General features: G+C 42.0%; 21 protein-coding genes. 10 read left to right on the top strand and 11 right to left on the bottom strand.

Going from position 1 to position 23,609, the window contains the following annotated elements; genetic code table 11:
- Window positions 1-80: 80 nt before the first annotated feature.
- The 3 genes from CW740_RS10755 to gpmI are packed head-to-tail and all read right to left on the bottom strand — an operon-like array spanning window position 81 to window position 4,054.
- Window positions 81-1,328, bottom strand: a complete 1,248-nt coding sequence (locus tag CW740_RS10755; protein ID WP_106647498.1) for a S41 family peptidase — start codon at window positions 1,326-1,328, stop codon at window positions 81-83.
- A 28-nt stretch (window positions 1,329-1,356) separates the two neighbouring features.
- Window positions 1,357-2,532, bottom strand: a complete 1,176-nt coding sequence (locus CW740_RS10750) for a murein hydrolase activator EnvC family protein (RefSeq protein WP_106647497.1) — start codon at window positions 2,530-2,532, stop codon at window positions 1,357-1,359.
- Window positions 2,519-4,054: a 2,3-bisphosphoglycerate-independent phosphoglycerate mutase gene (gene gpmI / locus CW740_RS10745; RefSeq protein WP_106647496.1), complete on the bottom strand. Its 1,536-nt coding sequence runs from the start codon at window positions 4,052-4,054 to the stop codon at window positions 2,519-2,521. The genes CW740_RS10750 and gpmI overlap by 14 nt, the downstream gene beginning before the upstream one ends.
- Before the next feature lie 172 nt (window positions 4,055-4,226).
- Here gpmI and CW740_RS10740 point away from each other — a divergent pair, with 172 nt between their 5' ends.
- The 6 genes from CW740_RS10740 (at window position 4,227) to gpsA (ending at window position 8,057) form a co-directional block, all read left to right on the top strand.
- Window positions 4,227-5,150, top strand: coding sequence for an SPFH domain-containing protein (locus CW740_RS10740; RefSeq protein ID WP_106647495.1), 924 nt, complete (start codon window positions 4,227-4,229; stop codon window positions 5,148-5,150).
- Between the two features lie 2 nt (window positions 5,151-5,152).
- Window positions 5,153-5,632: an NfeD family protein gene (locus CW740_RS10735; RefSeq protein WP_106647494.1), complete on the top strand. Its 480-nt coding sequence runs from the start codon at window positions 5,153-5,155 to the stop codon at window positions 5,630-5,632.
- Between the two features lie 159 nt (window positions 5,633-5,791).
- The gene (locus CW740_RS10730) at window positions 5,792-6,217 is read left to right on the top strand and encodes a rhodanese-like domain-containing protein (RefSeq protein WP_106647493.1); all 426 of its coding nucleotides are present in this window, start codon (window positions 5,792-5,794) and stop codon (window positions 6,215-6,217) included.
- A 32-nt stretch (window positions 6,218-6,249) separates the two neighbouring features.
- On the top strand, window positions 6,250-6,510 hold the full coding sequence (grxC, locus tag CW740_RS10725) for a glutaredoxin 3 (protein ID WP_106647492.1): 261 nt from the start codon (window positions 6,250-6,252) through the stop codon (window positions 6,508-6,510).
- A 27-nt stretch (window positions 6,511-6,537) separates the two neighbouring features.
- Window positions 6,538-7,047, top strand: coding sequence for a protein-export chaperone SecB (gene secB, locus CW740_RS10720; protein ID WP_106647491.1), 510 nt, complete (start codon window positions 6,538-6,540; stop codon window positions 7,045-7,047).
- The gene (gpsA, locus tag CW740_RS10715; RefSeq protein WP_106647490.1) at window positions 7,047-8,057 is read left to right on the top strand and encodes an NAD(P)H-dependent glycerol-3-phosphate dehydrogenase; all 1,011 of its coding nucleotides are present in this window, start codon (window positions 7,047-7,049) and stop codon (window positions 8,055-8,057) included. The genes secB and gpsA overlap by 1 nt, the downstream gene beginning before the upstream one ends.
- A 401-nt stretch (window positions 8,058-8,458) precedes the next feature.
- Here gpsA and trmL read toward each other — a convergent pair whose 3' ends face one another.
- The 5 genes from trmL to glnA all read right to left on the bottom strand — a co-directional run bounded on the left by trmL (window position 8,459) and on the right by glnA (window position 12,764).
- Window positions 8,459-8,920 (bottom strand): tRNA (uridine(34)/cytosine(34)/5-carboxymethylaminomethyluridine(34)-2'-O)-methyltransferase TrmL, encoded by a 462-nt coding sequence (gene trmL / locus CW740_RS10705; protein ID WP_106647488.1) that lies wholly within the window; start codon window positions 8,918-8,920, stop codon window positions 8,459-8,461.
- Window positions 8,921-9,529 (bottom strand): response regulator, encoded by a 609-nt coding sequence (locus tag CW740_RS10700; RefSeq protein WP_106647487.1) that lies wholly within the window; start codon window positions 9,527-9,529, stop codon window positions 8,921-8,923. It abuts the gene before it with no gap.
- On the bottom strand, window positions 9,526-10,587 hold the full coding sequence (glnL, locus tag CW740_RS10695) for a nitrogen regulation protein NR(II) (protein ID WP_106647486.1): 1,062 nt from the start codon (window positions 10,585-10,587) through the stop codon (window positions 9,526-9,528). The genes CW740_RS10700 and glnL overlap by 4 nt, the downstream gene beginning before the upstream one ends.
- 93 nt (window positions 10,588-10,680) lie before the next feature.
- A complete protein-coding gene (locus CW740_RS10690) occupies window positions 10,681-11,232 on the bottom strand; it encodes a DUF4124 domain-containing protein (protein WP_106647485.1) in 552 nt (183 codons plus the stop codon).
- Window positions 11,233-11,354: 122 nt separating this feature from the next.
- A complete protein-coding gene (glnA, locus tag CW740_RS10685) occupies window positions 11,355-12,764 on the bottom strand; it encodes a glutamate--ammonia ligase (RefSeq protein WP_106647484.1) in 1,410 nt (469 codons plus the stop codon).
- A 434-nt stretch (window positions 12,765-13,198) separates the two neighbouring features.
- Here glnA and CW740_RS10680 point away from each other — a divergent pair, with 434 nt between their 5' ends.
- Window positions 13,199-15,868, top strand: a complete 2,670-nt coding sequence (locus CW740_RS10680) for a TonB-dependent receptor plug domain-containing protein (protein ID WP_106647483.1) — start codon at window positions 13,199-13,201, stop codon at window positions 15,866-15,868.
- Between the two features lie 78 nt (window positions 15,869-15,946).
- Here CW740_RS10680 and CW740_RS10675 read toward each other — a convergent pair whose 3' ends face one another.
- The gene (locus CW740_RS10675; RefSeq protein ID WP_157826416.1) at window positions 15,947-16,918 is read right to left on the bottom strand and encodes a class I SAM-dependent methyltransferase; all 972 of its coding nucleotides are present in this window, start codon (window positions 16,916-16,918) and stop codon (window positions 15,947-15,949) included.
- 55 nt (window positions 16,919-16,973) lie between these two features.
- Here CW740_RS10675 and CW740_RS10670 point away from each other — a divergent pair, with 55 nt between their 5' ends.
- Window positions 16,974-17,633, top strand: coding sequence for a putative 2OG-Fe(II) oxygenase (locus CW740_RS10670; protein WP_106647481.1), 660 nt, complete (start codon window positions 16,974-16,976; stop codon window positions 17,631-17,633).
- Between the two features lie 23 nt (window positions 17,634-17,656).
- On the opposite strand, the gene CW740_RS10665 is transcribed toward CW740_RS10670, so the two are convergent.
- Together CW740_RS10665 and CW740_RS10660 are read right to left on the bottom strand one after the other, a co-directional pair.
- Entirely contained in the window at window positions 17,657-17,890 is a 234-nt protein-coding gene (locus CW740_RS10665; protein WP_106647480.1) for a sulfurtransferase TusA family protein, read from the bottom strand.
- Window positions 17,887-18,975, bottom strand: a complete 1,089-nt coding sequence (locus tag CW740_RS10660) for a tRNA (5-methylaminomethyl-2-thiouridylate)-methyltransferase (protein WP_106647479.1) — start codon at window positions 18,973-18,975, stop codon at window positions 17,887-17,889. The genes CW740_RS10665 and CW740_RS10660 overlap by 4 nt, the downstream gene beginning before the upstream one ends.
- A 497-nt stretch (window positions 18,976-19,472) precedes the next feature.
- Here CW740_RS10660 and CW740_RS10655 point away from each other — a divergent pair, with 497 nt between their 5' ends.
- Window positions 19,473-21,329, top strand: coding sequence for a sensor domain-containing diguanylate cyclase (locus tag CW740_RS10655; protein WP_227523854.1), 1,857 nt, complete (start codon window positions 19,473-19,475; stop codon window positions 21,327-21,329).
- 23 nt (window positions 21,330-21,352) lie between these two features.
- Complete coding sequence (locus CW740_RS10650; RefSeq protein ID WP_106647477.1) at window positions 21,353-23,491, top strand: sensor domain-containing diguanylate cyclase; 2,139 nt, start codon at window positions 21,353-21,355, stop codon at window positions 23,489-23,491.
- Window positions 23,492-23,609 lie beyond the last annotated feature (118 nt).

Below are 23,609 nucleotides of genomic sequence, written 5' to 3'. Positions count from 1 at the left end.
GAAACGATTGATACAAAACAATTGAAGATATATAAATAATCCAGACAAAACAACTGCTTAGAGCTTGAGTATCATCCTTACTAAGGAGTCTCTGACGACTTGGTGGCAAACAGGTAATTTAATGCAGCCATTACTTGATTATCTCTTTGATAATCATCAATTACTGCACCTGCGCGAGTTGCTAAGCGACCATTTTGAGACTCGTCAAGGGTTTCAAACTCAATGAGTCTATCAGGCGTTATACCGGAGCCCTGTATCGATTTACCAGACGGGGTATAGTAAAGAGCTGTGGTTAGTTTAACTGCATTGCCGCCATGGATAGGAAGGATAGTCTGGACCATGGCTTTGCCATAGGATTGGGTGCCGATTATGGTACCACGGTGATGATCCTGTAAAGCACCGGCAACAATTTCCGAGGCTGAAGCTGAACTTCCGTTAATTAAAACTACCATTGGTTTACCGCCTAAGATATCGCCGGAAGTCGCGCTATAAGAGTCGTTACCCTCAGGAAGACGCCCTTTGGTGGAAACAATGACACCTTCATTCAGGAAAAGATCACTTACTTCAATTGCACCATCCAGAAGACCACCGGGATTATTACGTAAGTCAAGAATAAAGCCTGTAAGGGATTGCTGGTTTTTCTTCTCCATCGCACTTATGGCTTTGCTCAGGTCGTTAGCGGTACGAATCTGGAATTCGTTGATGTGTGCATAACCTATACCCGACTCTAATAATTGATACCTAACACTGGTGGTGTGAATAATTTGGCGAGTAATCGTTATTGTTTCAGTTTTATTGTCTCTTGCTTTAATAACTGAGAGTGTGACTTTGCTACCCGGCGGTCCACGCATTAAATCAGAGCCCTCAACATCGGAAAGCCCTTTTGCAGAGAGATCACCAATAGCAGTAATCATGTCATTTACTTCCAGACCGGCTGCTTTGGCCGGAGAGTCTGCCATCACGGCCATGACTTTTATTCCATCTTCCAGGTGGAGTGCTTCAATGCCAATACCAGCGTAATCGCCGGTAGCTGTTTCTTCTAATTGGGCAAATTGATCAGCATTGAGGTAGCTCGAATAAGGATCAAGGTTATACAGCATCCCTCTGATTGCACCATCAAGAATTTCTTTATCAGTCAGCTCGTGAACGTAGGACTTTTTTATTTCAGCATAGACGTCGGCCAATGCTGCCAACTCGTCAAGTGGAAGGGTCTCGATTGAAGATTCAGGTTGAGGGCTCTGAAGTTCAGGGTTTTCATTAGGGTGTTCCGCCAGAGCAGCCTTCGGCAGCATCAGCATTATTATGCAAGCTAAAACAATGCGCTTCATACAGTTCCCTCAATTCCTGTAGTGTACTTTACTTGATCCAGTTCACTGGATTTTGTGGTTTGCCCTTATAGCGGATTTCAAAATATAGCCCTGGCTCAGTGGTACCACCACTTCTACCTACCGTGGCAACCGGCTCACCCGCTTCAACCCAATCTCCCGTTGATTTGAGCAGACTTTCGTTTTGCCCGTAGAGCGATAGATAGCCCTGACCATGATCGATAATAACCATTAGTCCAAACCCGCGCAACCAGTCGGCAAAGACCACCTGGCCATTATGTATAGCCTGCACGTTTTTTCCGGATTCTGCATTAATCACAATACCATTCCATTTCACTTTATTGGCAAACTTGTTACTGCCAAATCGGTGCTGGATTGTGCCTTTAACTGGCCAGTTTAATTTGTTTTTATATTGAGCCAGGCCGTTGAGTGATTGTTTTGGAGCAAACTCTTCGAGGGTTTTTTGTAACGACGAAATGATCGCCTGTAATTCCTGTTCGTCTTTTCTTAATTGAGCCAGCCGTGAATTCTGATTCTGATATTCATTCTTCAGATTTTGGAGAGCTTGAGTTTGTTGTGACTTTAACGATAACTGTTGGTCTACCTGTTGCTTTTGCTGTGCCTCAAGTTCGGTTAACTGTAAGGTTGTCGCATTGATTTTCTCTTCGACTAGTTGCAGTTCTTCAAGAGTTTTCTGTAAAGCTTCAATATCTCGTATACGCGCCTGATTAAGATAGCGGTAGTATTGCAGCATGCGGGAAACTTTTGCGGGGTCTTCCTGATTGAGCAGTAATTTAATGTATTCTTCTTGCCCAGCAATATAAGCACTTCGTAGCTGGGATGATAATTGTTTTCTTTGCTTTTCCTTTAGAATATTTTTTTCAGTTTTCTGCTTTTGAAGCTGGTTAAGTTCTTTTTTGTTATTGCTAATTTTTGTCTGAGTTTCGCGCAGTTCTTTACTGACAGCAGATAACTTAACATCAATCGCTTGAATGGCTTTTTCTGTATCGGTCTGTTGGCTACGGTTTTCCGCCAGCTGTTTCTGGAGCTGGTTAATGACCTGTTTTAATTCTTGGAGTTCCTGCTCTGCCTGTTGCTGATCCTGAGCGGAATAAGCGATAGGCGAAAGAAATAGAGCAAGCACCAACAGGGCAAACTGTGGCACTTGCTTGGGTGAAGATAAAAACAATAAATCAGTTAACTTCAAAGATTGGACGCCCCGTCATTTCTTCAGGTATCGGTAAACTCATTAAGCTTAACATGGTAGGAGCGAGATCCGAGAGAACCCCGTCATTGATCTTGACGCTGGCTTTGCGACCAATATAAAGAAGTGGAACAGGCTCACTTGTGTGGGCTGTGTGCGCCTGGCCGGTAGAGGCATCAGCCATTTTTTCAGCGTTGCCATGGTCGGCGGTTATCAATGCTTCCCCACCTACTTTTTCAAGCGCTGTTACGATGCGGCCGATACACACATCAAGTGCTTCAATCGCTTTTACCGTGGCTTCAAAATTTCCAGTATGACCCACCATATCAGGGTTAGCGAAGTTACAGATAATCACATCATAAGTTTGATTTTCTATAACATCGACAAGATGATCGGTAACCATGGCAGCGTTCATTTCGGGTTGCAGATCGTATGTTGCTACCTGAGGCGATGGTATCAATTTACGCTCTTCACCAGTAAAGGGCTGCTCGCGACCACCGTTAAAGAAGAAAGTAACATGAGCGTATTTTTCTGTTTCGGCAATTCGCAATTGTTTCTTGCCAAGTTTCATTAAATGCTCACCAAGCACATTGGTCATGGCGATTGGCGGATAGGCGACGCTGGCAGGAATGTCAGATGAATATTCTGTTAACATGACAAAGTCGGCAAGTAGTGGACGAACTTGGCGAGTAAAGCCATCAAAGTCATCGTTCACAAAAGTTTTACTTAACTGGCGCGCTCGGTCGGCTCGGTAGTTCATGAATATCACTGAGTCACCATCTTCGATAACAGCTGGCTCGCCAATGGTGGTTGCTTTGACAAACTCGTCATTCTCGTCGCGCTCATAAGCAGCTTGCAAAGCGGAAATAGCATCATCTGCCTGATAAGCCGCTTTACCTTCGGTCAGCATTTGATAGGCTTCTTCGACACGTTCCCAGCGGTTGTCGCGATCCATTGCGTAATAGCGACCAATAATACTGGCAATGCGTCCAACTCCTTGCTGCTCGCACATCTGCTGCATCAGCTTAAGGCTGGCTTCTGCGCTTCTTGGCGGCATATCGCGTCCATCAAGAAAGGCATGAATATAAACTTTTTTAGCACCACGCTGATGACAGAGCTTAAGTGCGGCATGAAAATGATCTTCGTGACTATGCACGCCACCAGGCGAGAGCAATCCCATCAAGTGAACTGCCTTGTTTTGTGCTACAGCCTTATCTATGGCTGTAACCAAAGCCTGGTTTTCGAAGAAGTCACCGTCGACTATGGCTTTACTGATGCGAGTGTAATCCTGATAGACCACACGACCAGCTCCTAGGTTTAAGTGGCCAACTTCTGAGTTACCCATTTGACCATCCGGTAAACCAACGTCGGTACCAGAACCAGAAATAAGCGTGTTGCTGTATTGTTGCCAGTATTTATCCCAGTTTGGGGTATGCGCAGCCATGATGGCATTATCGGTTGGATCTTCACTATAACCCCAACCATCAAGGATGATTAAGGCCATTGGTTTTGGCGTGTTACTCATGGAATCTTGAATCAGCTTGCTAAAAGTTGGCGCTATTGTACCTTTTGCCTTGATTCTAAGCCAGCCGGAGGCTTGAAGATAAACTTAATTACATAAAAACAATTGATTTAATTGTGAAAAACTACCTATAGTTATTGGCTGAATTATTCCGATAAACAAAGAGGATGAATAAATGGAAGCGGGTCTAATAACGATAATTGTGTTGGTTGTTTTTGTAGTTTTTCTACTATTTTCGGGGATCAAAACTGTTAACCAGGGCTTTGAGTATACGGTTGAGCGCTTTGGTAAGTTCCGTAAAGTTCTGACTCCTGGGTTGCATATTATTGTGCCGATCATGGATCAGGTTGCAGCAAAAGTTAATATGAAAGAGCAGGTACTGGATATTCCGGCACAACAGGTTATTTCACAGGATAACGCCACTGTAACTATTGATGCGGTCTGTTTTTTCCAAGTGATTGACCCAATTAAAGCGACCTATGAAGTTAATCAGCTGCATAGAGCGATGCAAAACCTGGTACAGACCAATATCCGTACCGTGTTGGGTAGTATGGATCTGGATTGGATGCTATCTAAGCGTGATGAAATCAATGCAAGAATTTTAACTATTGTTGATGAAGCAACGAACCCTTGGGGAGTTAAGGTTACTCGTATAGAGATCAAAGACATCCTGCCGCCACGTGATTTGGTCGATGCGATGGCTCAGCAGATGAAAGCTGAGCGTTTAAAGCGTGCCAAAATTCTAGAAGCTGAGGGTACAAAACAGTCTGAAATTTTAACTGCGGAAGGTATGAAGCAATCATCTATCTTAAAAGCCGAAGGGGAAAAAGAAGCTGCGTTCCGAGAAGCAGAAGCTCGTGAGCGTCAGGCAGAAGCTGAAGCCAATGCTACGCAGATGGTTTCGAAAGCAATTGCCGAAGGTAACGTGCAGGCGATTAATTACTTCGTGGCGCAAAAATATGTCGATGCTTTAGCACAAATTGCTACTGCGGATAACCAGAAGTTGTTGATGCTGCCTCTCGAAGCATCTTCGGTGATTGGCTCGGTTGCCGGTATTGCTGAAATTGCCAAAGAATCCTTTGGGCAGAATAAGGGGTAATTATGGAATTTTTTCTACAGATTGAGTATTGGCACTGGCTAGTATTTGGGTTGGTGCTTCTTATCCTGGAAATGTTTGCACCTGGCGCCATTTTGCTGTGGTTTGGTGTTGGCGCTTTGGTGGTTGGTGTTTTGCAGCTCATATTGCCCGGCTTGATGCCACCGGAAATTCAATGGTTAGTATTTTCCATATTGTCAGTAGCAAGCCTGGTGTTATGGAAGTCCTATGCCAAGAAACACAAGCTTGACCAGGATGACGACAGTGGCTCACTCAATCAGCGCAGTAAGTCTTTGGTTGGGCGCGAATTCAACCTGAGTAATGCTATCGAAAATGGGGTCGGCAAAGTCAGAGTTGGGGATACCTACTGGCGTGTTGAAGGCCCAGAGCTACCCGAGGGCCATAAAGTAAAAGTTATCGGCTATGAGGGAGCTACCCTTAAAGTCGAGTCAGTTAATCCTGAGACTGCCAATACTGAGGCATAGTCCTAAATGCGGATGGTCACATAAGGAGGCTACGGCCTCCTTATTGACTTTTAAGGAGTGGATATTTTATTCCTGAAAGTCAACAGACTCTAGGTCTTGGCGCTGTTTTGTGTATAATGCGCTGTCTCTATTTTGTGAAATCCAAAGGCTTATCAGCAGATGCAACAACTACTTGAGTTTTACGGCAATCATCCTATTTTAGGTACTGCCTGGCTGGCATTTACCCTATTGTTAACAATCAGCTTGATCAAGACCGCAACAAGCGGCTCTAAGTCATTGACTCCATTAGTGATGACACAGATGGTCAATAAGCAAAATGCAGTGGTGGTTGACCTGCGCGCGATAGCGGATTACAACAAAGGGCATATTCCGGGCTCAATCAATATTCCTTTCGGTAAGCTGAAGGATCGAATCAAGGACCTTGAAAAACATAAAGAGGTCCCCATCATAATGGTCTGTAACGCAGGAGTGCAGGCGGGTAATGCCGCGATGCAACTCAGAAAGCACGGTTTTGCCGATGTGCATAAACTTAAAGGCGGAATCCAGTCCTGGACTACAGAAAACTTGCCTTTAGCGAAAGGCTAAGCTAAAACATCCGACGATATTTGAGAACTATAATGTCACAAGTAACCATTTACACTACTCGCTACTGCCCATTCTGCGTCAGAGCGAAAGCGTTATTAGATGAACTTCAGGTTGATTATAAAGAGATTCCTGTCGACGGTGACCCAGAGCTAAGAGCTCATATGGAATCAATAACCGGTGGCTACACGGTTCCTCAAATTATTATCAATGAACGAGCAATAGGTGGTTGTGATGACCTGTATGCATTACACCGCAAGGGTGAGTTATTGCCACTATTGCAAGACAATAATTAGTAAGAGTAAAAGTTAAGAGAGAAGATTATGGCAGAGCAAGATCAAAACATCGGAAATAACAATGAGCAGAAAGTTGAAACTCCTGAAGGAGCACAACTTGTCATTCAGTCAGTTTATGCTAAAGACATTTCATTTGAAGCTCCAAACTCACCAGAAGTTTTCCTTGAGCAATTTAAGCCAAGTATAAATGTTAACCTTAACAATCAGGTAAAAGATCTAAAAAATGATAGTTATGAAGTAGAGCTACAAGTAACTATTACGGCAAAAAATGGTGAGAAAACCGCTTATATCGCTGAAGTTAAATACGGCGCTGTATTTGGTATTAAAGGTCTTGAAGATGAAGTCCGAAGCCGTATGTTAAGAACTTTCTGTTGCGAACAGATTCTTCCTTACGTTCGTGAGGCAACTTCAGAAATTATCGCTCGTGGTGGCTTCCCACGCTTTACATTGCAGCCAATCAACTTTAATGCTTTGTATGAGCAGGCAATGCAGCAAGCTCAACAGCAGCAGGCAGGTCAAGGCGAAGCGAACGCTTAATGTCTGCACAACTTTCCTTTGCGGTTCTAGGGGCTGGTTCTTATGGAACCGCATTGGCAGTTTTGCTGGCCCGTAATGGCCATAATGTTCAATTATGGGCTCGTAATGCTGAGCATGTTGCAGAAATGCAACAGGCCAGAAATAATTCTAAATATCTTCCCGATGTAGCTTTCCCTGAGAACCTATCTGTTACAGACAGTGTTGAATCTGCACTTGCGGATCATCCAATTATTCTGGTGGCAGTTCCAAGCCATGCATTTCGCGATACGCTGCATCTTATAAAGCCCTATGTAGATCAAAGTAGCCGGTTAGTCTGGGCCAGTAAGGGGCTGGACCCTGAAAGTGGTGATTTGCTTGGTAATGTGCTCAAAAGCATTTTAGGAAGCGATATGCCACATGCCATTTTATCCGGGCCTACTTTTGCCAAAGAAATGGCTATCGGAATGCCAACTGCCATTACTTTAGCGGCCAATAATGATGAGTTTGCGGAACAGCTTGCCTTGGCACTGCACAATGAACGTTTCCGTGTTTATACCAGCGACGATATCGTTGGAGTTCAGGTCGGTGGTGCTGTTAAAAACGTTGTCGCCATAGGTGCTGGTATTGCCGATGGCTTAGGTTATGGGGCTAATGCTCGAACTGCCTTGATTACTCGTGGGCTGGTCGAAATGACTCGCTTAGGTGTTGCCGCTGGTGGCAAGCAGGAAACTTTTAATGGTATGGCGGGGATGGGCGATCTGGTATTGACCTGTACCGATAACCAGTCACGCAATCGCCGATTTGGTCTGGCCTTAGGTAAGGGAGCCAGTCGCGATGAAGCTGAGCACGCTATTGGGCAGGTGGTTGAAGGTGTCCGTAATGCCAAGGAAGTCAAAATGTTAGCAAAGCGACTCAATGTCGAAATGCCCATCAGCGATGCTATCTATCGCATCATCTACGAGGGCGTTGATGCCCGTCAGGCAGCCCACGAACTATTAACGCGCGATCTCAAGTCTGAAGGAATAAAATAGCTGCTATTCTAGGGAAAGAAATATAATAAACCCTTCAAAATTCAAGACTGATATTAAATTGATTGTTCCGCAAATTATCAAAAAAACAGCATGATGACATTTAGATCTTATTAAGATTATGTAAAAAGAAGCTAGTATCAGTTTAAAACCTGCGAATATCCAAACTGGCCACCACTTTAGTCCTATAAAAGGAAACTCACTTAAATGATGGGCATGCCGGATTAGAAAAACGTTTACTAACATAAACGCTAAAGTAGCAATAATCAGTGTTGAATTATAAATCCATGGCCTACTACTATATTTAACTGTTAGATGAGCAATGAGCCAGGGGGTGGTTAGCAAAAGCCATCCAATCACATAATAACTGGTAGAGCCTATATCAAGTCCCACTATAAATCTCCTTACAGAAAGCCTTCAAACTGCTCCTGTCGCAATACTTCGTACGTAACTATAGCAACCGTATTAGATAGGTTCAGACTGCGGCTGTTAGGGCGCATAGGGATTCTCAGCAGGTGTTCTCCCATATCTTGAAGGATATGATCGGGTAGTCCTCTGGTTTCTGGGCCAAACATTAAGTAATCACCATCCTGAAACTCTACCTGATGAAAATAATTTTTGGCTTTGGTGCTAAGCCCAAACAATCTCTGAGGCTGTTCACTATCGAGAAATGCCTGATAGTTCTCATGAATTTTGACCTGTGCCCATTCGTGGTAATCCAATCCCGCTCGACGCATTCGCTTGTCATCTATTTCAAAGCCAAGCGGTTTGATTAAGTGAAGCTGAAAACCGGTATTGGCGCATAAGCGGATGATATTGCCGGTATTAGGTGGAATTTCAGGTTCAAATAAAACGATATGGTACATTCAGTCGTCGTCCTGCTGTTGCCAGTTTTGAAGTTTACGGGTCAGTGTATTGCGTCCCCAGCCAAGAAGTTTTGCTGCTTTCTGTTTGTGCCCCTGAGTCAGCCGCAAGGCATTGTCCACGATAAAGCGCTCAAAATCATCCTGAATTTGTTGCAGTATATCTGTCTGTCCCTGGTGGTAGTGCTGTTCTATGGCCTTGTGAATCTGCTGCTGCCAAGCCGGAAGGTGGGTGTTGGGAAGCTGGCTATCGAGAGCCTTGCGACAGATGTCGATAACCTGGTTAATATTGAATGGTTTAGGCAGATAATCAAAAGCACCAAGTTCGTGGGTTTGACTTCCAATATCCGTATCAGCATAGGCAGTGATCATAATTACCGGCAGATTGGGATTTGACTGATTGAGTTTTTCAAGTAATTCCAGGCCACTCATTCCCGCCATTTGAATGTCAGTGATCACAATATTGGGATTGTGAGTTCTGACCAGCTCCAAACCTTCAGCGCTGTTATCGCAGGAAATGACTTTAAACTCAGCGTTGTTTAGCGCGCGAGCCAGCACCCAGCGAATTGAACTATCATCATCTACGACCAGAATGGTTGGTTGCTCACTCATTGTTGTTCAACCTCGCTATCATGATTGACCACGGGTAGATAAATAGAAAAAGTAGTACCTGAAGCGTCGCTAATAAATTCTATGATGCCGCTTTGCTGCTGAACCAGACTTTGGGCAATCCCCAGTCCTAGTCCACTACTTTGTTTTCCACTGATGAGGGGGACAAAGACGTTAGGTTGCAGTGCAGGGTCAATTCCTGGGCCATCGTCTATGACATCAATTCGAAGGGTCAGCGGATATTGTTTTATGCCAATACTATGACGAGGTAACGCACGGGTTTTTATAACAATGTTCGCCTGTTCCTGAGTCGCGCACGCTTCGATAGCATTCTGAACCACATTCAACAATGCCTGATAAACAGACTCTGGCGCGATCGTAAGGTCTGGCAGACTGGGGTCGTAATCTTTTTTGAGCTGAATGCTCTCTGGCAGGTTAATGCTACAGAAGTCGTAAACCTGTTCAGTAATTTCATGAATGTTGATTAATACCTTACTGGCTTTTTTGCCACCTAGTAACATGCGATCTACCAGTTTAGAGAGTCGCTCAATCTCATGCTGAATGATGTCGGTAAATTCTTTTTGTTCTTCAGGAAGCTCAAGCGCCAAAAGTTGTGCTGCACCTGCGATACCGCTGAGTGGATTTTTTACTTCATGGGCTAGTTGGGCCAATAATTTATTATTAATTTGGTTTTGTTGCAGAATCCCAAGCTCATGCTGATAGCGTTTAATGCTCTGTCTGTCTTGCCACTCGACCATTAGATAAGGTTTATCAAGATGTATCCAATGGCCGGTAAAGTTAGCAATAATGTTGCGGCCATTTAGCAACTCCAGCCTTAAATCATCCTGAGCAAAGCTGCCGTTTTCCTTAAGCGTTTTTAATAGCTGGCGGAGAGGAAGGCTGTCGCTGGCGATAAAAAAGCTATAGCGTTGACCGAGCAGAACCTTGGAAGTGGTTCTTAATGCGCTTTCTGCGGTTTGATTCAAATAGGCAAAGCGACCATGAGTATCGAACAGCATAACTGCAGTAGACAGCTGGTCGAGCAGAGCTTTAGTATTCATAGATGGCTGGACAGGAAAAGAACGAATTATAACAGCTTAAACTGAATAACGCACCAAAACGGTGCGTTATTCAGTTTGGTTGAAAGTCGAGTGCTATCGATTCAAGATTGAGGTCCGTAAGACATGAAATGTCACAGCCTTGCTGGTCTGGACAATTTCCTGCGTTTCGTCATTGATAACCATAGCTACCAGCTCATGAGTACCGCGTGCCACATTGGCTAAATTAAAGTAAGGAATTTTCTGATCCTGGCCTACCTGAACGCCATCCATATGTAATCGAATACTGTGGTTGGGTTGAATCTGTGGCGTAATACCTATCACGATATTGACCGAGCCATCGTTTGCCCTGACTCCTTGATCATTGGTCGGGCTGTCAATTGAAAATACTTCATACATTGGCCCTTGCTCTTCATCATCGCTTTGACTCTGCTGTTGCTTGCTGGGACTTATGCGAGGTGTAGAAACGACATTCTGATTAGTTTTAACAGTAATCGCTTCGGCGCCTTCAATGGGCTTATCGGTATAGGTTACCTTGCCATCTTTGTCCACTTTTTTGTACAAAACAGTGGCATCAGCAGCTGTGAACCATAGTGCCGTGACAAAAAAGAGCGACAGCTTAAAAAGATATGAAACTTTAACTTGCATTAAAATCTCCCTGTAATGAACTTACTTAATTAGACAAAGTATTAGGTAGTTTGTGCCATCTGTCAAAATAAAAAAGCCCAGCTTGCGCCGGGCTTTAAAAGTTACTTTGTGAGCCGTTCTGATTACAAGCTGTAGTACATGTCAAACTCAACAGGGTGAGTGGTCATGTTCAGGCGCTCAATATCAGCACGTTTAAGCTCAATGTAAGCATCAATCATATCGTCTGAGAAAACACCGCCACGAGTCAGGAACTCACGATCTGCATCAAGCGCATCCAAGGCCTGCTCCAAAGATTTGGCAACAGTAGGAATGGCTTTCGCTTCTTCAGCCGGTAAGTCGTATAAATCTTTATCCATGGAGTCACCGGGATGGATCTTGTTCTGGATACCATCAAGACCTGCCATCATCAGTGCTGCAAACGCAAGGTATGGGTTTGCCATAGGGTCGGGGAAGCGAACTTCAATACGACGTGCTTTAGCGCTGGTTACGTGTGGGATACGGATTGAAGCAGAGCGATTGTTTGCAGAGTAAGCCAACATTACTGGTGCTTCAAAACCAGGAACTAGACGCTTGTATGAGTTGGTTGATGGATTGGTAATTGCATTAAGAGCGCGAGCGTGCTTAATAATGCCGCCAACATAATATAGAGCTTCTTCAGAAAGGCCAGAGTATTTATCGCCCGCAAAAAGGTTTTTTCCATCTTTTGCCAAAGACATATGAACGTGCATACCGGTACCATTGTCACCAACGATTGGTTTTGGCATGAAGGTTGCAGTTTTACCATAAGCATGAGCAACGTTATGAATTACATACTTTAAGATCTGAACTTCGTCAGCTTTTAGCATAAGCGTATTAAATTCAGTAGCGATTTCGTTTTGGCCACCAGTTGCAACTTCATGGTGGTGAGCTTCAATGCGCAGACCCATTTGTTCCATTACCAGACACATTTGCGAACGAATATCTTGTGATGAGTCAACAGGAGGAACAGGGAAATAACCGCCTTTTACACGAGGACGGTGAGCATAGTTACCGCCTTCGTATGATTTGTCTGAGTTCCATGCCGCTTCAGGATCGTCGATCTTAACGAATGAACCACTCATATCAGTTTTAAAACGAACATCTTCAAACATGAAAAATTCTGGCTCGGGACCAAAGTATGCGGTATCAGCGATGCCTGTTGATTTTAAGTATTCTTCAGCGCGACGAGCTACTGAGCGTGGATCACGATCATACCCAGTCATGGTTGATGGCTCTAGAATATCGCAACGCAAGTTCAATGTAGCGTCTTCAAAGAATGGATCCATCACAGCTGATGAAGCATCCGGCATCAACACCATATCTGATTCATTAATGCCTTTCCAACCAGCAATTGAAGAACCGTCAAACATTTTACCTTCTGTTAACATTTCTTCGTCAACAAGACGTGCAGGAATGGTTACGTGTTGCTCTTTACCTTTGGTGTCGGTAAAGCGAAGGTCCACAAATTTAACATCCATTTCTTCAATCATTTTAAGAACGTTTTCAACTGACATTAGTATTGCTCCAGTGAGTCAAAAGGAAATTTATGGTGGCTATTATAAGCAGGTCATAAAATTAAGACTATTTAAAACAGGGAGAACCTCATATAAGATTGCACCAAATTGGTGCGACGCGAGGATTCATGTCATTTAAATAATCATGTATGGCCAAAAGTTATAAGAAGTAATTACGACTGTATAAAAAAAGTACATATGTAAATATTTTTTTTAGAGCAATATAAGGCTACATCCCTTCTCATATAAAGGATAGTGACCAGTTTGAGCTCAATCATATAAATGTAAAACTTGTTGACCGAACATAGAAAATTATGATAACTATAACATTCTCCAAGGCTGTGTTTGGCCGTGGTACTTTATTGTGGCGCGATAAAATACAGTTTTGGGCAAAAAGAAAGAAAATTTACCAACTTATCTATAGGTAGGATTTTATGACTAACAAGACAATGATAGCTAAAGCAGTTAAGTACGCTTTATATAGCGGCTTTGCAGCTTCAATGGCTGTTGCTGCTCCAGCTACTTTCGCTGCAGAAGAAGAAGCTGATGACGCAGAAACAGTTGTTGTAACTGGTTCTCGTTTGAAGAGAACTGACGTTGAAGGTGCAAACCCAGTTACTGTAATCACTCGTGAGCAAATCGAACTTTCTGGTGAGATTTCAGCAGCTGAATTACTACGTAACACAACTTTCAATACAACTGGTTCATTCCGTCCACAATCTGGTTCATCAGCGCAAGGTGTAGCGATGATCGACCTACGTGGTATTGGTTCTTCGCGTTCACTAGTATTGGTTGACGGTCGTCGTTTGACTATGTCTCCATCTACTGGTTCTAGCCAAGATTTGAACTCAATCCCAATGGGCGCTATTGAGCGTGTTGAGATTTTGACTGATGGCGCATCAGCGATCTATGGTTCTGACGCGATCGGTGGTGTTGTAAACGTTATTACTCGTAAAGATTACAACGGCGCTGAAGTAAGCCTACAAAAAGGCGAGCCAAGCATTCCATCTGAAGGTGGTGAGCGTGAAGCTGGTAGCGTTGTATTCGGTTCTTCTAACGATACTACAAGCCTACTAGGTGGTGTATCTTGGAACAAGCGTGACATCGTTTTCCAACGTGCATTCCCATGGGTAACTCCTGGCGCATCAATCTATGGTAACAACTGGACTCGCACAGACTTCAGTAATGCCTTTACTGCAATCCCTGGCGGTTGTAACGAAGATAACTTCTATGCAAATGGGGCAGCTTGTGCATACAACTTCAACGCGACTAACGCGAACGAAGCATCAACTACCAATGAGTCTCTTTACTTAAAAGCTTCTCACATGGTAAACGATGACTGGTCAATCTATGCAAATGCAACAATCGCAAAGAATGACTCTTTCGGTCGTTATGCACCTGCTCCTGATTCAAACTATTTCTACAGTGGTTTGACTACTCCAGCAGACAGCTATAACAACCCAACTAACCCTGATGCTTGGATGTATGATCCTAACAACCCTAACGCGGTTGCATATGATGCATCAATCGGTGCTAACGAGCCAATGTGGTTCTTCCACCGTTTCGCAGCAGCGGGTAACCGTGATAACACAGTACAAAACGAGAACATTGACTTCTTGTTCGGTACTACAGGTTACGTTGGTGATGTTGAGCTAGACTTCAGCGTACGTCGTGTACGTAACCAAACTGTTGAAATCGGTAACGGCTACCTAGCAGCTCAAACTGCTTGGACATTCGTAAACGACTTCAACCCAGGTTATGAAGTATATGGTGACAACACTTCTACATTTGACCCTGATTTGTACCGTTATGGTTATGATATTCAAAACCCATCATCTAACCCAACTAACGTGCTTCGTGGTTCTGTAGTAACTACTTCTCGTGTAAGTAACTTCGACTTCGACGAAATCTTTGCTTCTGCAGCATTTGATATCGGTGAGTTGGATGGTGGTACTATCCAGATGTTTGTTGGTGCTGACCGTCGTGAAGAATACTACTCAGACGCTTATGACGCTCAGTCAGAAGCAGGTCTAGTAGGTGGTTCTGCTGGTAACTCTGCTGGTGGTGGCCGTGACGTAACTGCTGCTTACTTCGAAACATTGCTTCCATTTACAGAAGACTTAGAAGTATCTGTAGCTGGTCGTTTCGATGACTACTCAGATTACGGTAATGACTTCTCTCCAAAAGTTTCTGTACGTTATCAGCCAATGGACGAATTGACACTTCGTGCGTCTTTCGGTCAAGGTTTCCGTGCTCCAACTTTGGATATCCTAACTCAGCAAACTGCATTCTCAGCTGACCCAGTACAAGATGAAGCTACATGTCTTGCATTTGGTGAGCCAGCAGACTGTGAAGTTCAAATCAACGCATACCGTATTGCTAACCCAGACCTAGAGTCTGAGCAGTCAGACCAATATGCATTTGGTTTAGCTTATCAGCCAACTGATTGGTTCAACTTCACTTTGGATTACTACAACATCCAGATTGATAACCGTATCGCGTTCTTCAGCTCACAAGGCTTGATTAACCGTGAACAAGCTGGCGATCCAATTCCTGCAGGTCTTGGTGTAACTCGTCGTGCAAACGGTTCTATCGCTCAAATCTTAACTGGTTATGGTAACGAGGGTGACCTTGAAACTGACGGTGTTGATTTGAATGCTCGTTTCAACTTTGACTTCGAAGATGCTGGTCGTTTGGCTTCAAACTTCCAAGTTTCTTGGATCGATAACTTGAGCATCGACGGTGGTCGTAACCTAGTTCGTGACCCAGGTGTTCCACAATGGCGTGCAGTTTTACAAAACGTTTACAATATCAACGACTTCACAGTTGCTTGGAATGTGAACACTATCGGTGGTCAATACATTGATGTAGAATCTGTACCTGGTAACGATGGCGTTGGCCGTTCTGGTAACATGGGTGTGTGGACTACGCATGACCTACAAGTAAGCTATAACACTCCTTGGGATGGTCAAATCTCAGTGGGTGCGCAAAACGTTTTCGAGAAATACCCAACTATCGAAGACTTTGATGGTCGTGAGTACAACTACTACTTGTACAATGGCTATGGTCGCGTAGCTTACGTTCGTTATACTCAAACTTTCTAAGTTTAAGTTAACAAACGAAATAAAAAGGCGAGGGTTACCTCGCCTTTTTTTATATATTTAAAAGTTAATTAATAAAAATCATTCAATAGTTATAGACCAGGCAAAAGGTTGATTCTCAATATTAAAAGTTGTCGATACAGTAGAGCGATTCAATTTAAGCGTATTTTCTTCTAATTCTTTAAGGTTAGTATTTGTTAATGTTGCTTTAATTTGCTCTTCAAGCCGCGCGCGATGCTGATCAAGCAAATTAAAATCATGTGCCAAATGTTGACGAAGTAGTTGAGGGTTAGAGGTTGAGAGATTCTGTAGGATTGGAATAACTCTACTTATGATATCGTTCAACCAGTTAGCATATTTTTCTTCGTGAAACTGTTTTTTAACTGTATCTAATATCCACTTGATAGTATGAGTAATAGACTGGTTGTAAGGGTTTCTATTCCATGCTTGATATTGCCCTGACTGGTATACCTGAGTAGCAATATCGAGTAATAGGTCTACTTGTATAAATAATGGGCTGGTGTGAAGAATTTCATTGAGAACATGCGCACCTGACTTTGTATCTTGAGATATAACAGAGTTGGGATGGTGAGCCATTATATGTATGGAGCCATTGTCAGCAAGTGCCTTTTGGCATTCTGAAAGGGTCTTTAATATATCCGAATATTCGAAACCAAATTGGCTAATAAAAACATCAATAGCCCCCCTTTTAAAGGGCATCTTCTCTGCTGGCGTTTTTGGGTGGAATGTTACTTTAGATAACAGTCCTAAAAGTTTTTTATCATCCTTAAAAGTATCTATTGGCTTGATGTCTGCTGCGTCAATTCCGTGAACTACGAAATCTAAATTATGGGAGTTACTGTACTCAACAGCTAGACATGCCAGAGCGCCATTCCCACAACCAATATCTACAATCTTACTTCCGGGTTTAAGCTTTGAGAAAATATCAAACCAGTAACGTTTTATCTCTCCTGTATAACCTTTTGAAATATCTGACTCTGAAAAGCTATTTAGAGTTTTAGATGAAGACCAATAATTTGACCAATGATTCATAATTAGAGATAGTAATCTTTTGGAGTAAAAGTCAGTATAAAAAAGATATAGATAAATGAACACACAAAAAAATGAAATCATACCAATGTTTTCTGTTCCGCTAGGCATTTCTTACAATTCAGAGCATAAGATTCTTAATCAGCAGCTGCAAAAATTGTTTAGAGAGAAAGCATTAAATAGCAAAGTCGACCAGCATGGATTTGTTAACAAAAATAAACAGGTATATGAGAGTTCATTCGATTTATTTAGTTGGCAAGAAGAGTGTGTACAGCAGTTACAGAAATTCTGTTGGGGGCAGTTATACCAGTTAGTTGGAACACTGAATCAATATAATGTTGAAACTCTGCAACGATTACACATTGCCTGTGAAAGCTGGTTCCACATTACCAAAAAAGGGGGATACTTCGGGATTCATAATCATCCTATGGCATCCTGGTCTGGTGTCTATTGTGTTTCAGCAGGTGATAAAGCACCAGATGATCCTGATAGCGGAGGATTGAATTTTATCTCTCCTCATATTAGTACGACGAGTTTTATTGACAAGTCTTGCTCAAGCCTTGGTGGACAGTTTAGTCGAGGGAATAAGCTAATCCATATGCAAGAAGGACAGCTGGTTTTATTTCCTTCCTGGCTTTTGCATGAGGTTAAGCCATACTATGGTGAATCGGATAGGATTACTGTTGCCTTCAATTGCTGGTTTAAATATTCTGGATAACACATTAGGCGAAAAAAAAACCGCTAGTTAGCGGTTTTTTTTATGTAGAAAATAATTTGATTATCAACTTCTTCAGTGGATAAAACTTCCTGCTGGTTAATGCGACACCAGGTAGGAATGTCGCTCAATGTACCCGGGTCAGTGCATATAACCTCAAGTGTATCACCTTCGTTTAACTCCTTGAGTGCATTCTGTGTGCGTATTACAGGCATCGGGCACAGGAGATTAGAGCAGTCTAAAGTGTGTTTACTACTCATACATGCCATTCCTCTTTAACTTCATGAGCAGGCATGGGCGGCACGTCCATTACATAAGAGGTACCATTAAAGTTTTCGATTTGTACGGTAACGGCATCTGCGCTTTTACCGCCTGAATAACGGGCAACGATTTGCGCTGCAAGCTTTATGTCTTCTTTGTCGAACGAGCCATCCAGTAAAGTTAAGGGACCACCATGGCTAACAGTATGGATACTGGTAAACTGTTTCTTGTAACCTTTTAAGAAGTTATTTTCACCTTCTTCACGGCTTACAATCAATTTGAAGTTGGGTTTTGGTCGTATGTGGCGTCCAACTTTTAATAGCATAATGTCATCAAGTTCGTAGCGTCTTTCACCACGAGCTTCCCATAAGTCTGCAAGTTTTGCTGAGTAATTTGCGTCAGTTAAGAAGCAACACCCACCAGCTGGCTGGGCAAAGTCGTCGAAGCCAAACTTTTTAGCCAGTTCAAACTGAGGCTTACGGCTCCGACCAGAGAAATCGTATAGTTGTTCCCGGTCAACCCAGCCTTCTCGCTCAGGTAAGGTTGGCATTAAGTTTTTGGCGCACAATGGGCGTAACAGCCTGTCTTCGGCACCAGATTCACGGGCAATGATAGGCATGGTTTCTTTACGCTGTGACTTTGGACGCTGACCGATTACTTCTCCGGTAATAATAAAATCAAAGCCGTTTTCTTCAGCCCATGCCCAGGCTTGGGCCTGGTTAACCATGAAGATTTTACAGTCAAGGCAAGGATTCAGATTGGCACCGTATCCGTGCTTTGGATTTAGAACGATATCCTTATATTCTTCAGAAATATCAATAATATGGAGTTTTATTCCCAGCTGTTCTGCAACCCACAGAGCATTATTGCGCTTTTGCTTGTCTTTATCTTTCTTGCGAATGGCATGAGTATGACCTTCTACGCAAAAACCAGTATAAAAATTAATACCTTCCACATGTATTCCCTGTTCCTGAATCACTTTAGCTGCTAATAAAGAGTCCAGGCCTCCAGAAATCAAAGCTACGGCCTTGCGCTTTTTTTGTGGGGCATTGTTCGAAGTTTGAATAGAATTTGCTTGAGTCATAATCAGAAAATCAATAAGTTACACAATACGAGGTGGTCAAAAAATGGACAGCGATTATATATTAGCAAGCCGCTATAGGCAAAGGTTGAGAGGTTAAAAGTAAATAAAAGACAAATTCAATGTAGCAAGACAAGAGTCAAAATTGCTAATAATACAAAAAAAGTTTGGTAAATCAGATAATTAAGTTACTATGAGGGTGCTAGCAACAGGAGGTAATTCTGGACACTAGAACAAGAAAGCAACAAATTTTAAAAGAGCTTGGCTATGCTTCTGCGTATGGCTTGATGGCTTTATTATTCAATAGCTTCCTGATAGCTCATCTGTACGGAAACCTAAGCCTGCATTTCGGGCAAATATTCATTATCTTCTGTTTGGTTACTCGAGGGCTGTATCCGGCTGCTTTTGCGGCACTTCTTGGCTCTATTGGGCTTTATGTTGAAACCCATAACCCTGCATTTTTCGTCAATTCTCTAATTGAAATACTGGTACTTTACGCATTGAGTAGAAGAGGCTGGGTACTTCTAGTTGCAGACGTTGCCTATTGGCTTGTTATAGGTATCCCAATTACCTATGTGTTTGTCATTTATTTCTACGGGATAAGCTCAAGTGACTTCATACAGGTCATCATGCTTAAGCAGCTATTAAATGGCGTATTGGTAGTGTCAGCTGCTTCGTTATTGAGACCATTCTTGCCAAGTAAATGGCATAGACTTGATATTCAGCTACAGCTACCAAAATTATCCTATCGAATATTCGAGTTATCGATGATAAGCATCCTGCTACCATCACTAATAATCACGTTAATTCTATCAAATAATTCTGCCAAGATAGCAGAACAGCAGGCCAGTGAATTGTTAGGTGTTCAGGCTGATCACTACACTGAAATAACAAGAAACCATTTAACTCATCACCAAAGAATGGTTGATAATTTAGCCAATACCTTTAGCTGGCAGCCGTTCAATGATAAAGAGAAACTAGAGTTTTTGTTGGATGCTCACAACCAGTATCCGGATGTCTTTTCGATGCTTATCACAGATGAAATTGGGTATGTTATTCATGGAGCTCCGCAAGAATTTGAAGATACATTGCGGGGTCTTTCCAGATCAGAAAAGATGGTTGACGACCGGTTATATTATCAGGTCCCTTATTCACGTAATACACATTACATATCCGATGTATTCCAGGCCAGGGGTTATGGAAATGACCCCATTGTGGCAATCAGTGCGCCTTATTTTGAAGATGACCAATTTGCAGGTATTGTGCAGGCAACTTTAAACTTGGCTAATTTCGAAAAGTTTGGATCTGGTACTAGTGGCTTTAGTGTATTCGTCATTGTGACCGATGCAAAGAATAAACTTGTGTATGCTTCTGAAATATTAAACCTTGAACCTTTATCAGAGTTCGTTCCTGAAAAAATAGATCAGGTGTACACAGATGAGTTACCGCTACTTAAACTAAGTGAAGGTTTTTTCTTGTTTAAAAATAGGGTTACTGACAGTGGTTGGAAAATATATACACTGAGCTCACCAGACACATTAATAGATGCCTATAAAAATGACTTTTATAATCTAATCGTCAGTTTGTTGATTATTGCCTCCATTGTTTTATTAGTAGTTCAAAAATTCTCAAAACAGATTACTAGACCGCTCGAAACCATAGTGAAACACTTTTCATCAAACGAACCTATACCTAGAAAAGCTCGTTCTATCTATAGTAGTGCAGAAATTGAATCCGTAAGAGAGCAGTTACAGCAAGCGCAGCACTTTATGCTGGAGTATCAGAAAACGTTGCAGGAGCAAGTCGAAGAAAAAACTAAAGAACTCCTGGAAGCCAATGAAAAACTGGCATTAGTCAGTGTGCAGGATGAGTTGACACAAATTTATAATCGAAGAGGTTTCGACCAGAATGTAAAAAATGCCTTCGCTGTTTCAATTCGACATGCTACCCCTGTTACTATGGCTATTCTTGATATTGATCACTTCAAAAATGTCAATGACCAGTGGGGGCATGCTGCGGGTGATCAATGCATAATCATGGTTGCCGAAGAAATGAAAAAGCGATTTAAAAGAGATTCAGATTTTGTTGCACGCTATGGCGGTGAAGAATTTGTAGTGTTTATTGCAGGGGGCGATATTAATATTCATAGACAGATGCTGGAAGAACTTAGATTGAATATTGCAAACCATGAAATCTACTACGAAGATAAAATAATATCGATAACTGTCAGTATTGGGGCATATAGCGTCAAAGACGATTTAAATATTACTTATGATAAACTGGTTTCAAATGCTGATAAGTTATTATATAAAAGTAAAACATCAGGAAGAAATCAGTTATCTGCAGATCAACAGTAGAAAAAATAACTAAGGAATAATCATTGGATCAGGCGGCACCAAGAACATTTAATGAAAAGGCTCTTTTGTTAGGAGGAGTTTATGGGCTACTTGGTTTAATAACCAATCTCTGGTTTATTATCCCGTTATACGGAAACCTTAGTCTCCACCTTGGCGAAGTATTTGTCATTATCTGTTTAATAACCCGAGGTTTTTATCCAGCAGTTTTCGCATCCATAATCACATCGACGGGTCTTGTATACGAAACAGGAAATTACACTTTTTTTGTATCAGCCATTCTTGAAATTTTCGTTTTAAATGCCTTTCTTAGAAAAGGAGTCTTGTTACTGCTAGCCGATGTTATTTTCTGGGTGATACTGGGTATACCTATTACCTATTTAACAATTAAGTATATTTATGATGTGACATCTGGAGACTTTATACAGGTAATCTTACTAAAGCAGGCTGTTAATGGGGTCTTGATCGTATCAATCGCTGCGCTTTTGAAACCCTTTATTCCGTTGAGATTGTTTTCGGCAGCTGCGGAGCCTGAAGCTCCGAAGTTATCGGATCGAGTTTTTGAGTTGTCCCTGAATAGTATTTCGCTACCAGCTCTAATTATATCTTTGTTCTTGTCAGACTCTGCGGCAGACAATACTGAAAAACAGATGGAAAATGTACTGAAAACGCGTACAGAGCATTATGTAAGTTACCTAACAAACTATGTTGATTACCATTTAAATTCTCTAAGAAGTCTCGAGGCAGTGGTTCTGCAGAATGATCTTACAGACGTTGAACGGGACGTGATGCTTAATAAATGGAATCAGATATACAACGGTTTTATAACAATGCTGATTGCAAACCAATCTGGATTGATTATTAGTGGTTCTCCTGCGGAATTTTATAACAATATTAAATCTGAAACTGAAGAAAAAAGAAAAGTAATTGATAGAGATTACTTCAAAGTCCCCAAAACAGAATTAAGAGCATATGTCTCTGAAGTGTTTCAAGGTCGAGGTTTTGGTGATGACCCAATAATTGCAATAAGTGTGCCTATACTGAATGAAAACAATCAGTTTCTTGGAATAGTAGAAGGGTCTTTAAATATTCCAAAGTTTGAGAACATAGAAGAAAGCATGTCTGTTTCCGATGGGCATATTATCATCAAGGATCAAAATAAAAATATTATTTATTCTTCTCCGGAACTTAACTTAAATACGTTGGATCACTTTGAAATAGTCGATATAAGTCCTACGTTTACCAATAGAATGAGAATATTTGAGTTAAAAGGTAAACAGTACCTATATCACGCCGCTACAACGGGTTATGGATGGCGGGTGGTTGCTCTGGCCGAACCTTCTATTCTGATAGGCTCATACGGTCATAATTTTTTACGCCTGACCATTATCTTGCTTTTCATTGCCATTCTGTCACTTGCTGTTACTCGTCGTTTCTCAAAACAAATAACTAAGCCACTGGAAAATCTTGTTAGAAATTTTGCTGCTCACAGACCTATTCAGGACTCTGCTAGTAATATCCAAACCAGCCTTGAAATCGAGTCAGTCAGAGAGCAGCTTAAAGAGGCTCAGTATCTCACGCTTGAATATCAGGAAAGTTTAAAAAGAGAAGTCGAAATAAAAACATCAGAGCTAGTTGAAATGAATGAGAAACTAGAAAAGATGAGTGTTGAAGATGACTTAACCAAAATATTTAACCGACGTGGTTTTGAGAAATCTGTGTATGAAATTTTTAAGTTGAGTTGCCGTAACAAAACGCCATTAACGTTTGCTATTTTAGATGTTGATCACTTTAAGGTAGTCAATGATACCTGGGGACATTCGGTCGGTGATAACTGCCTAGTTATGATAGCCAAGGAATTAAAGGAGCACTTCCAAAGGGAAACTGACTTTGTGGCCCGATATGGTGGTGAAGAATTTGTTGTTTTTCTATCAGGGGGAAACATCGATAAACATTGTAGAATGCTTGAGGAATTTAGGAAGAAAATTGCTGGACACAGAGTTCCCGCTAATGGCAATTTCGTCAACCTGACCATTAGCATAGGCGTCTACAGCCTGGAGAACGATTTTAATATTGGATATCATCACTTGGTCTCAAAAGCCGATGAACTGTTATACCAAAGCAAGAATAACGGTAGAAATCGTATTACCTGTGCAAGCCAATAGAGCTGACAGTTTCCTGAACTTAATCGAGCTTTACGAAAAACTTCCTATCTAGCTGATATCTATAGATAATCTTTCGTACTCTCATCATACCTGAAATTAAATTGACTATTTTCTGTGC

It is taken from the genome of Kangiella profundi, from assembly GCF_002838765.1.
GTDB lineage: Bacteria > Pseudomonadota > Gammaproteobacteria > Enterobacterales > Kangiellaceae > Kangiella > Kangiella profundi.
Note: the sequence above shows the minus strand (reverse complement) of the source record. Positions and strands in the feature narration are given on the sequence as shown.

Coding starts and splice junctions, on each gene's coding strand:
- CW740_RS10755 (WP_106647498.1), bottom strand. CDS start 1,328: ATGAAGCGCATTGTTTTAGCTTGCATAATAATGCTGATGCTGCCGAAG.
- gpmI (WP_106647496.1), bottom strand. CDS start 4,054: ATGAGTAACACGCCAAAACCAATGGCCTTAATCATCCTTGATGGTTGG.
- CW740_RS10740 (WP_106647495.1), top strand. CDS start 4,227: ATGGAAGCGGGTCTAATAACGATAATTGTGTTGGTTGTTTTTGTAGTT.
- CW740_RS10735 (WP_106647494.1), top strand. CDS start 5,153: ATGGAATTTTTTCTACAGATTGAGTATTGGCACTGGCTAGTATTTGGG.
- CW740_RS10730 (WP_106647493.1), top strand. CDS start 5,792: ATGCAACAACTACTTGAGTTTTACGGCAATCATCCTATTTTAGGTACT.
- grxC (WP_106647492.1), top strand. CDS start 6,250: ATGTCACAAGTAACCATTTACACTACTCGCTACTGCCCATTCTGCGTC.
- secB (WP_106647491.1), top strand. CDS start 6,538: ATGGCAGAGCAAGATCAAAACATCGGAAATAACAATGAGCAGAAAGTT.
- gpsA (WP_106647490.1), top strand. CDS start 7,047: ATGTCTGCACAACTTTCCTTTGCGGTTCTAGGGGCTGGTTCTTATGGA.
- trmL (WP_106647488.1), bottom strand. CDS start 8,920: ATGTACCATATCGTTTTATTTGAACCTGAAATTCCACCTAATACCGGC.
- CW740_RS10700 (WP_106647487.1), bottom strand. CDS start 9,529: ATGAGTGAGCAACCAACCATTCTGGTCGTAGATGATGATAGTTCAATT.
- glnL (WP_106647486.1), bottom strand. CDS start 10,587: ATGAATACTAAAGCTCTGCTCGACCAGCTGTCTACTGCAGTTATGCTG.
- CW740_RS10690 (WP_106647485.1), bottom strand. CDS start 11,232: ATGCAAGTTAAAGTTTCATATCTTTTTAAGCTGTCGCTCTTTTTTGTC.
- glnA (WP_106647484.1), bottom strand. CDS start 12,764: ATGTCAGTTGAAAACGTTCTTAAAATGATTGAAGAAATGGATGTTAAA.
- CW740_RS10680 (WP_106647483.1), top strand. CDS start 13,199: ATGACTAACAAGACAATGATAGCTAAAGCAGTTAAGTACGCTTTATAT.
- CW740_RS10675 (WP_157826416.1), bottom strand. CDS start 16,918: ATGAATCATTGGTCAAATTATTGGTCTTCATCTAAAACTCTAAATAGC.
- CW740_RS10670 (WP_106647481.1), top strand. CDS start 16,974: ATGAACACACAAAAAAATGAAATCATACCAATGTTTTCTGTTCCGCTA.
- CW740_RS10665 (WP_106647480.1), bottom strand. CDS start 17,890: ATGAGTAGTAAACACACTTTAGACTGCTCTAATCTCCTGTGCCCGATG.
- CW740_RS10660 (WP_106647479.1), bottom strand. CDS start 18,975: ATGACTCAAGCAAATTCTATTCAAACTTCGAACAATGCCCCACAAAAA.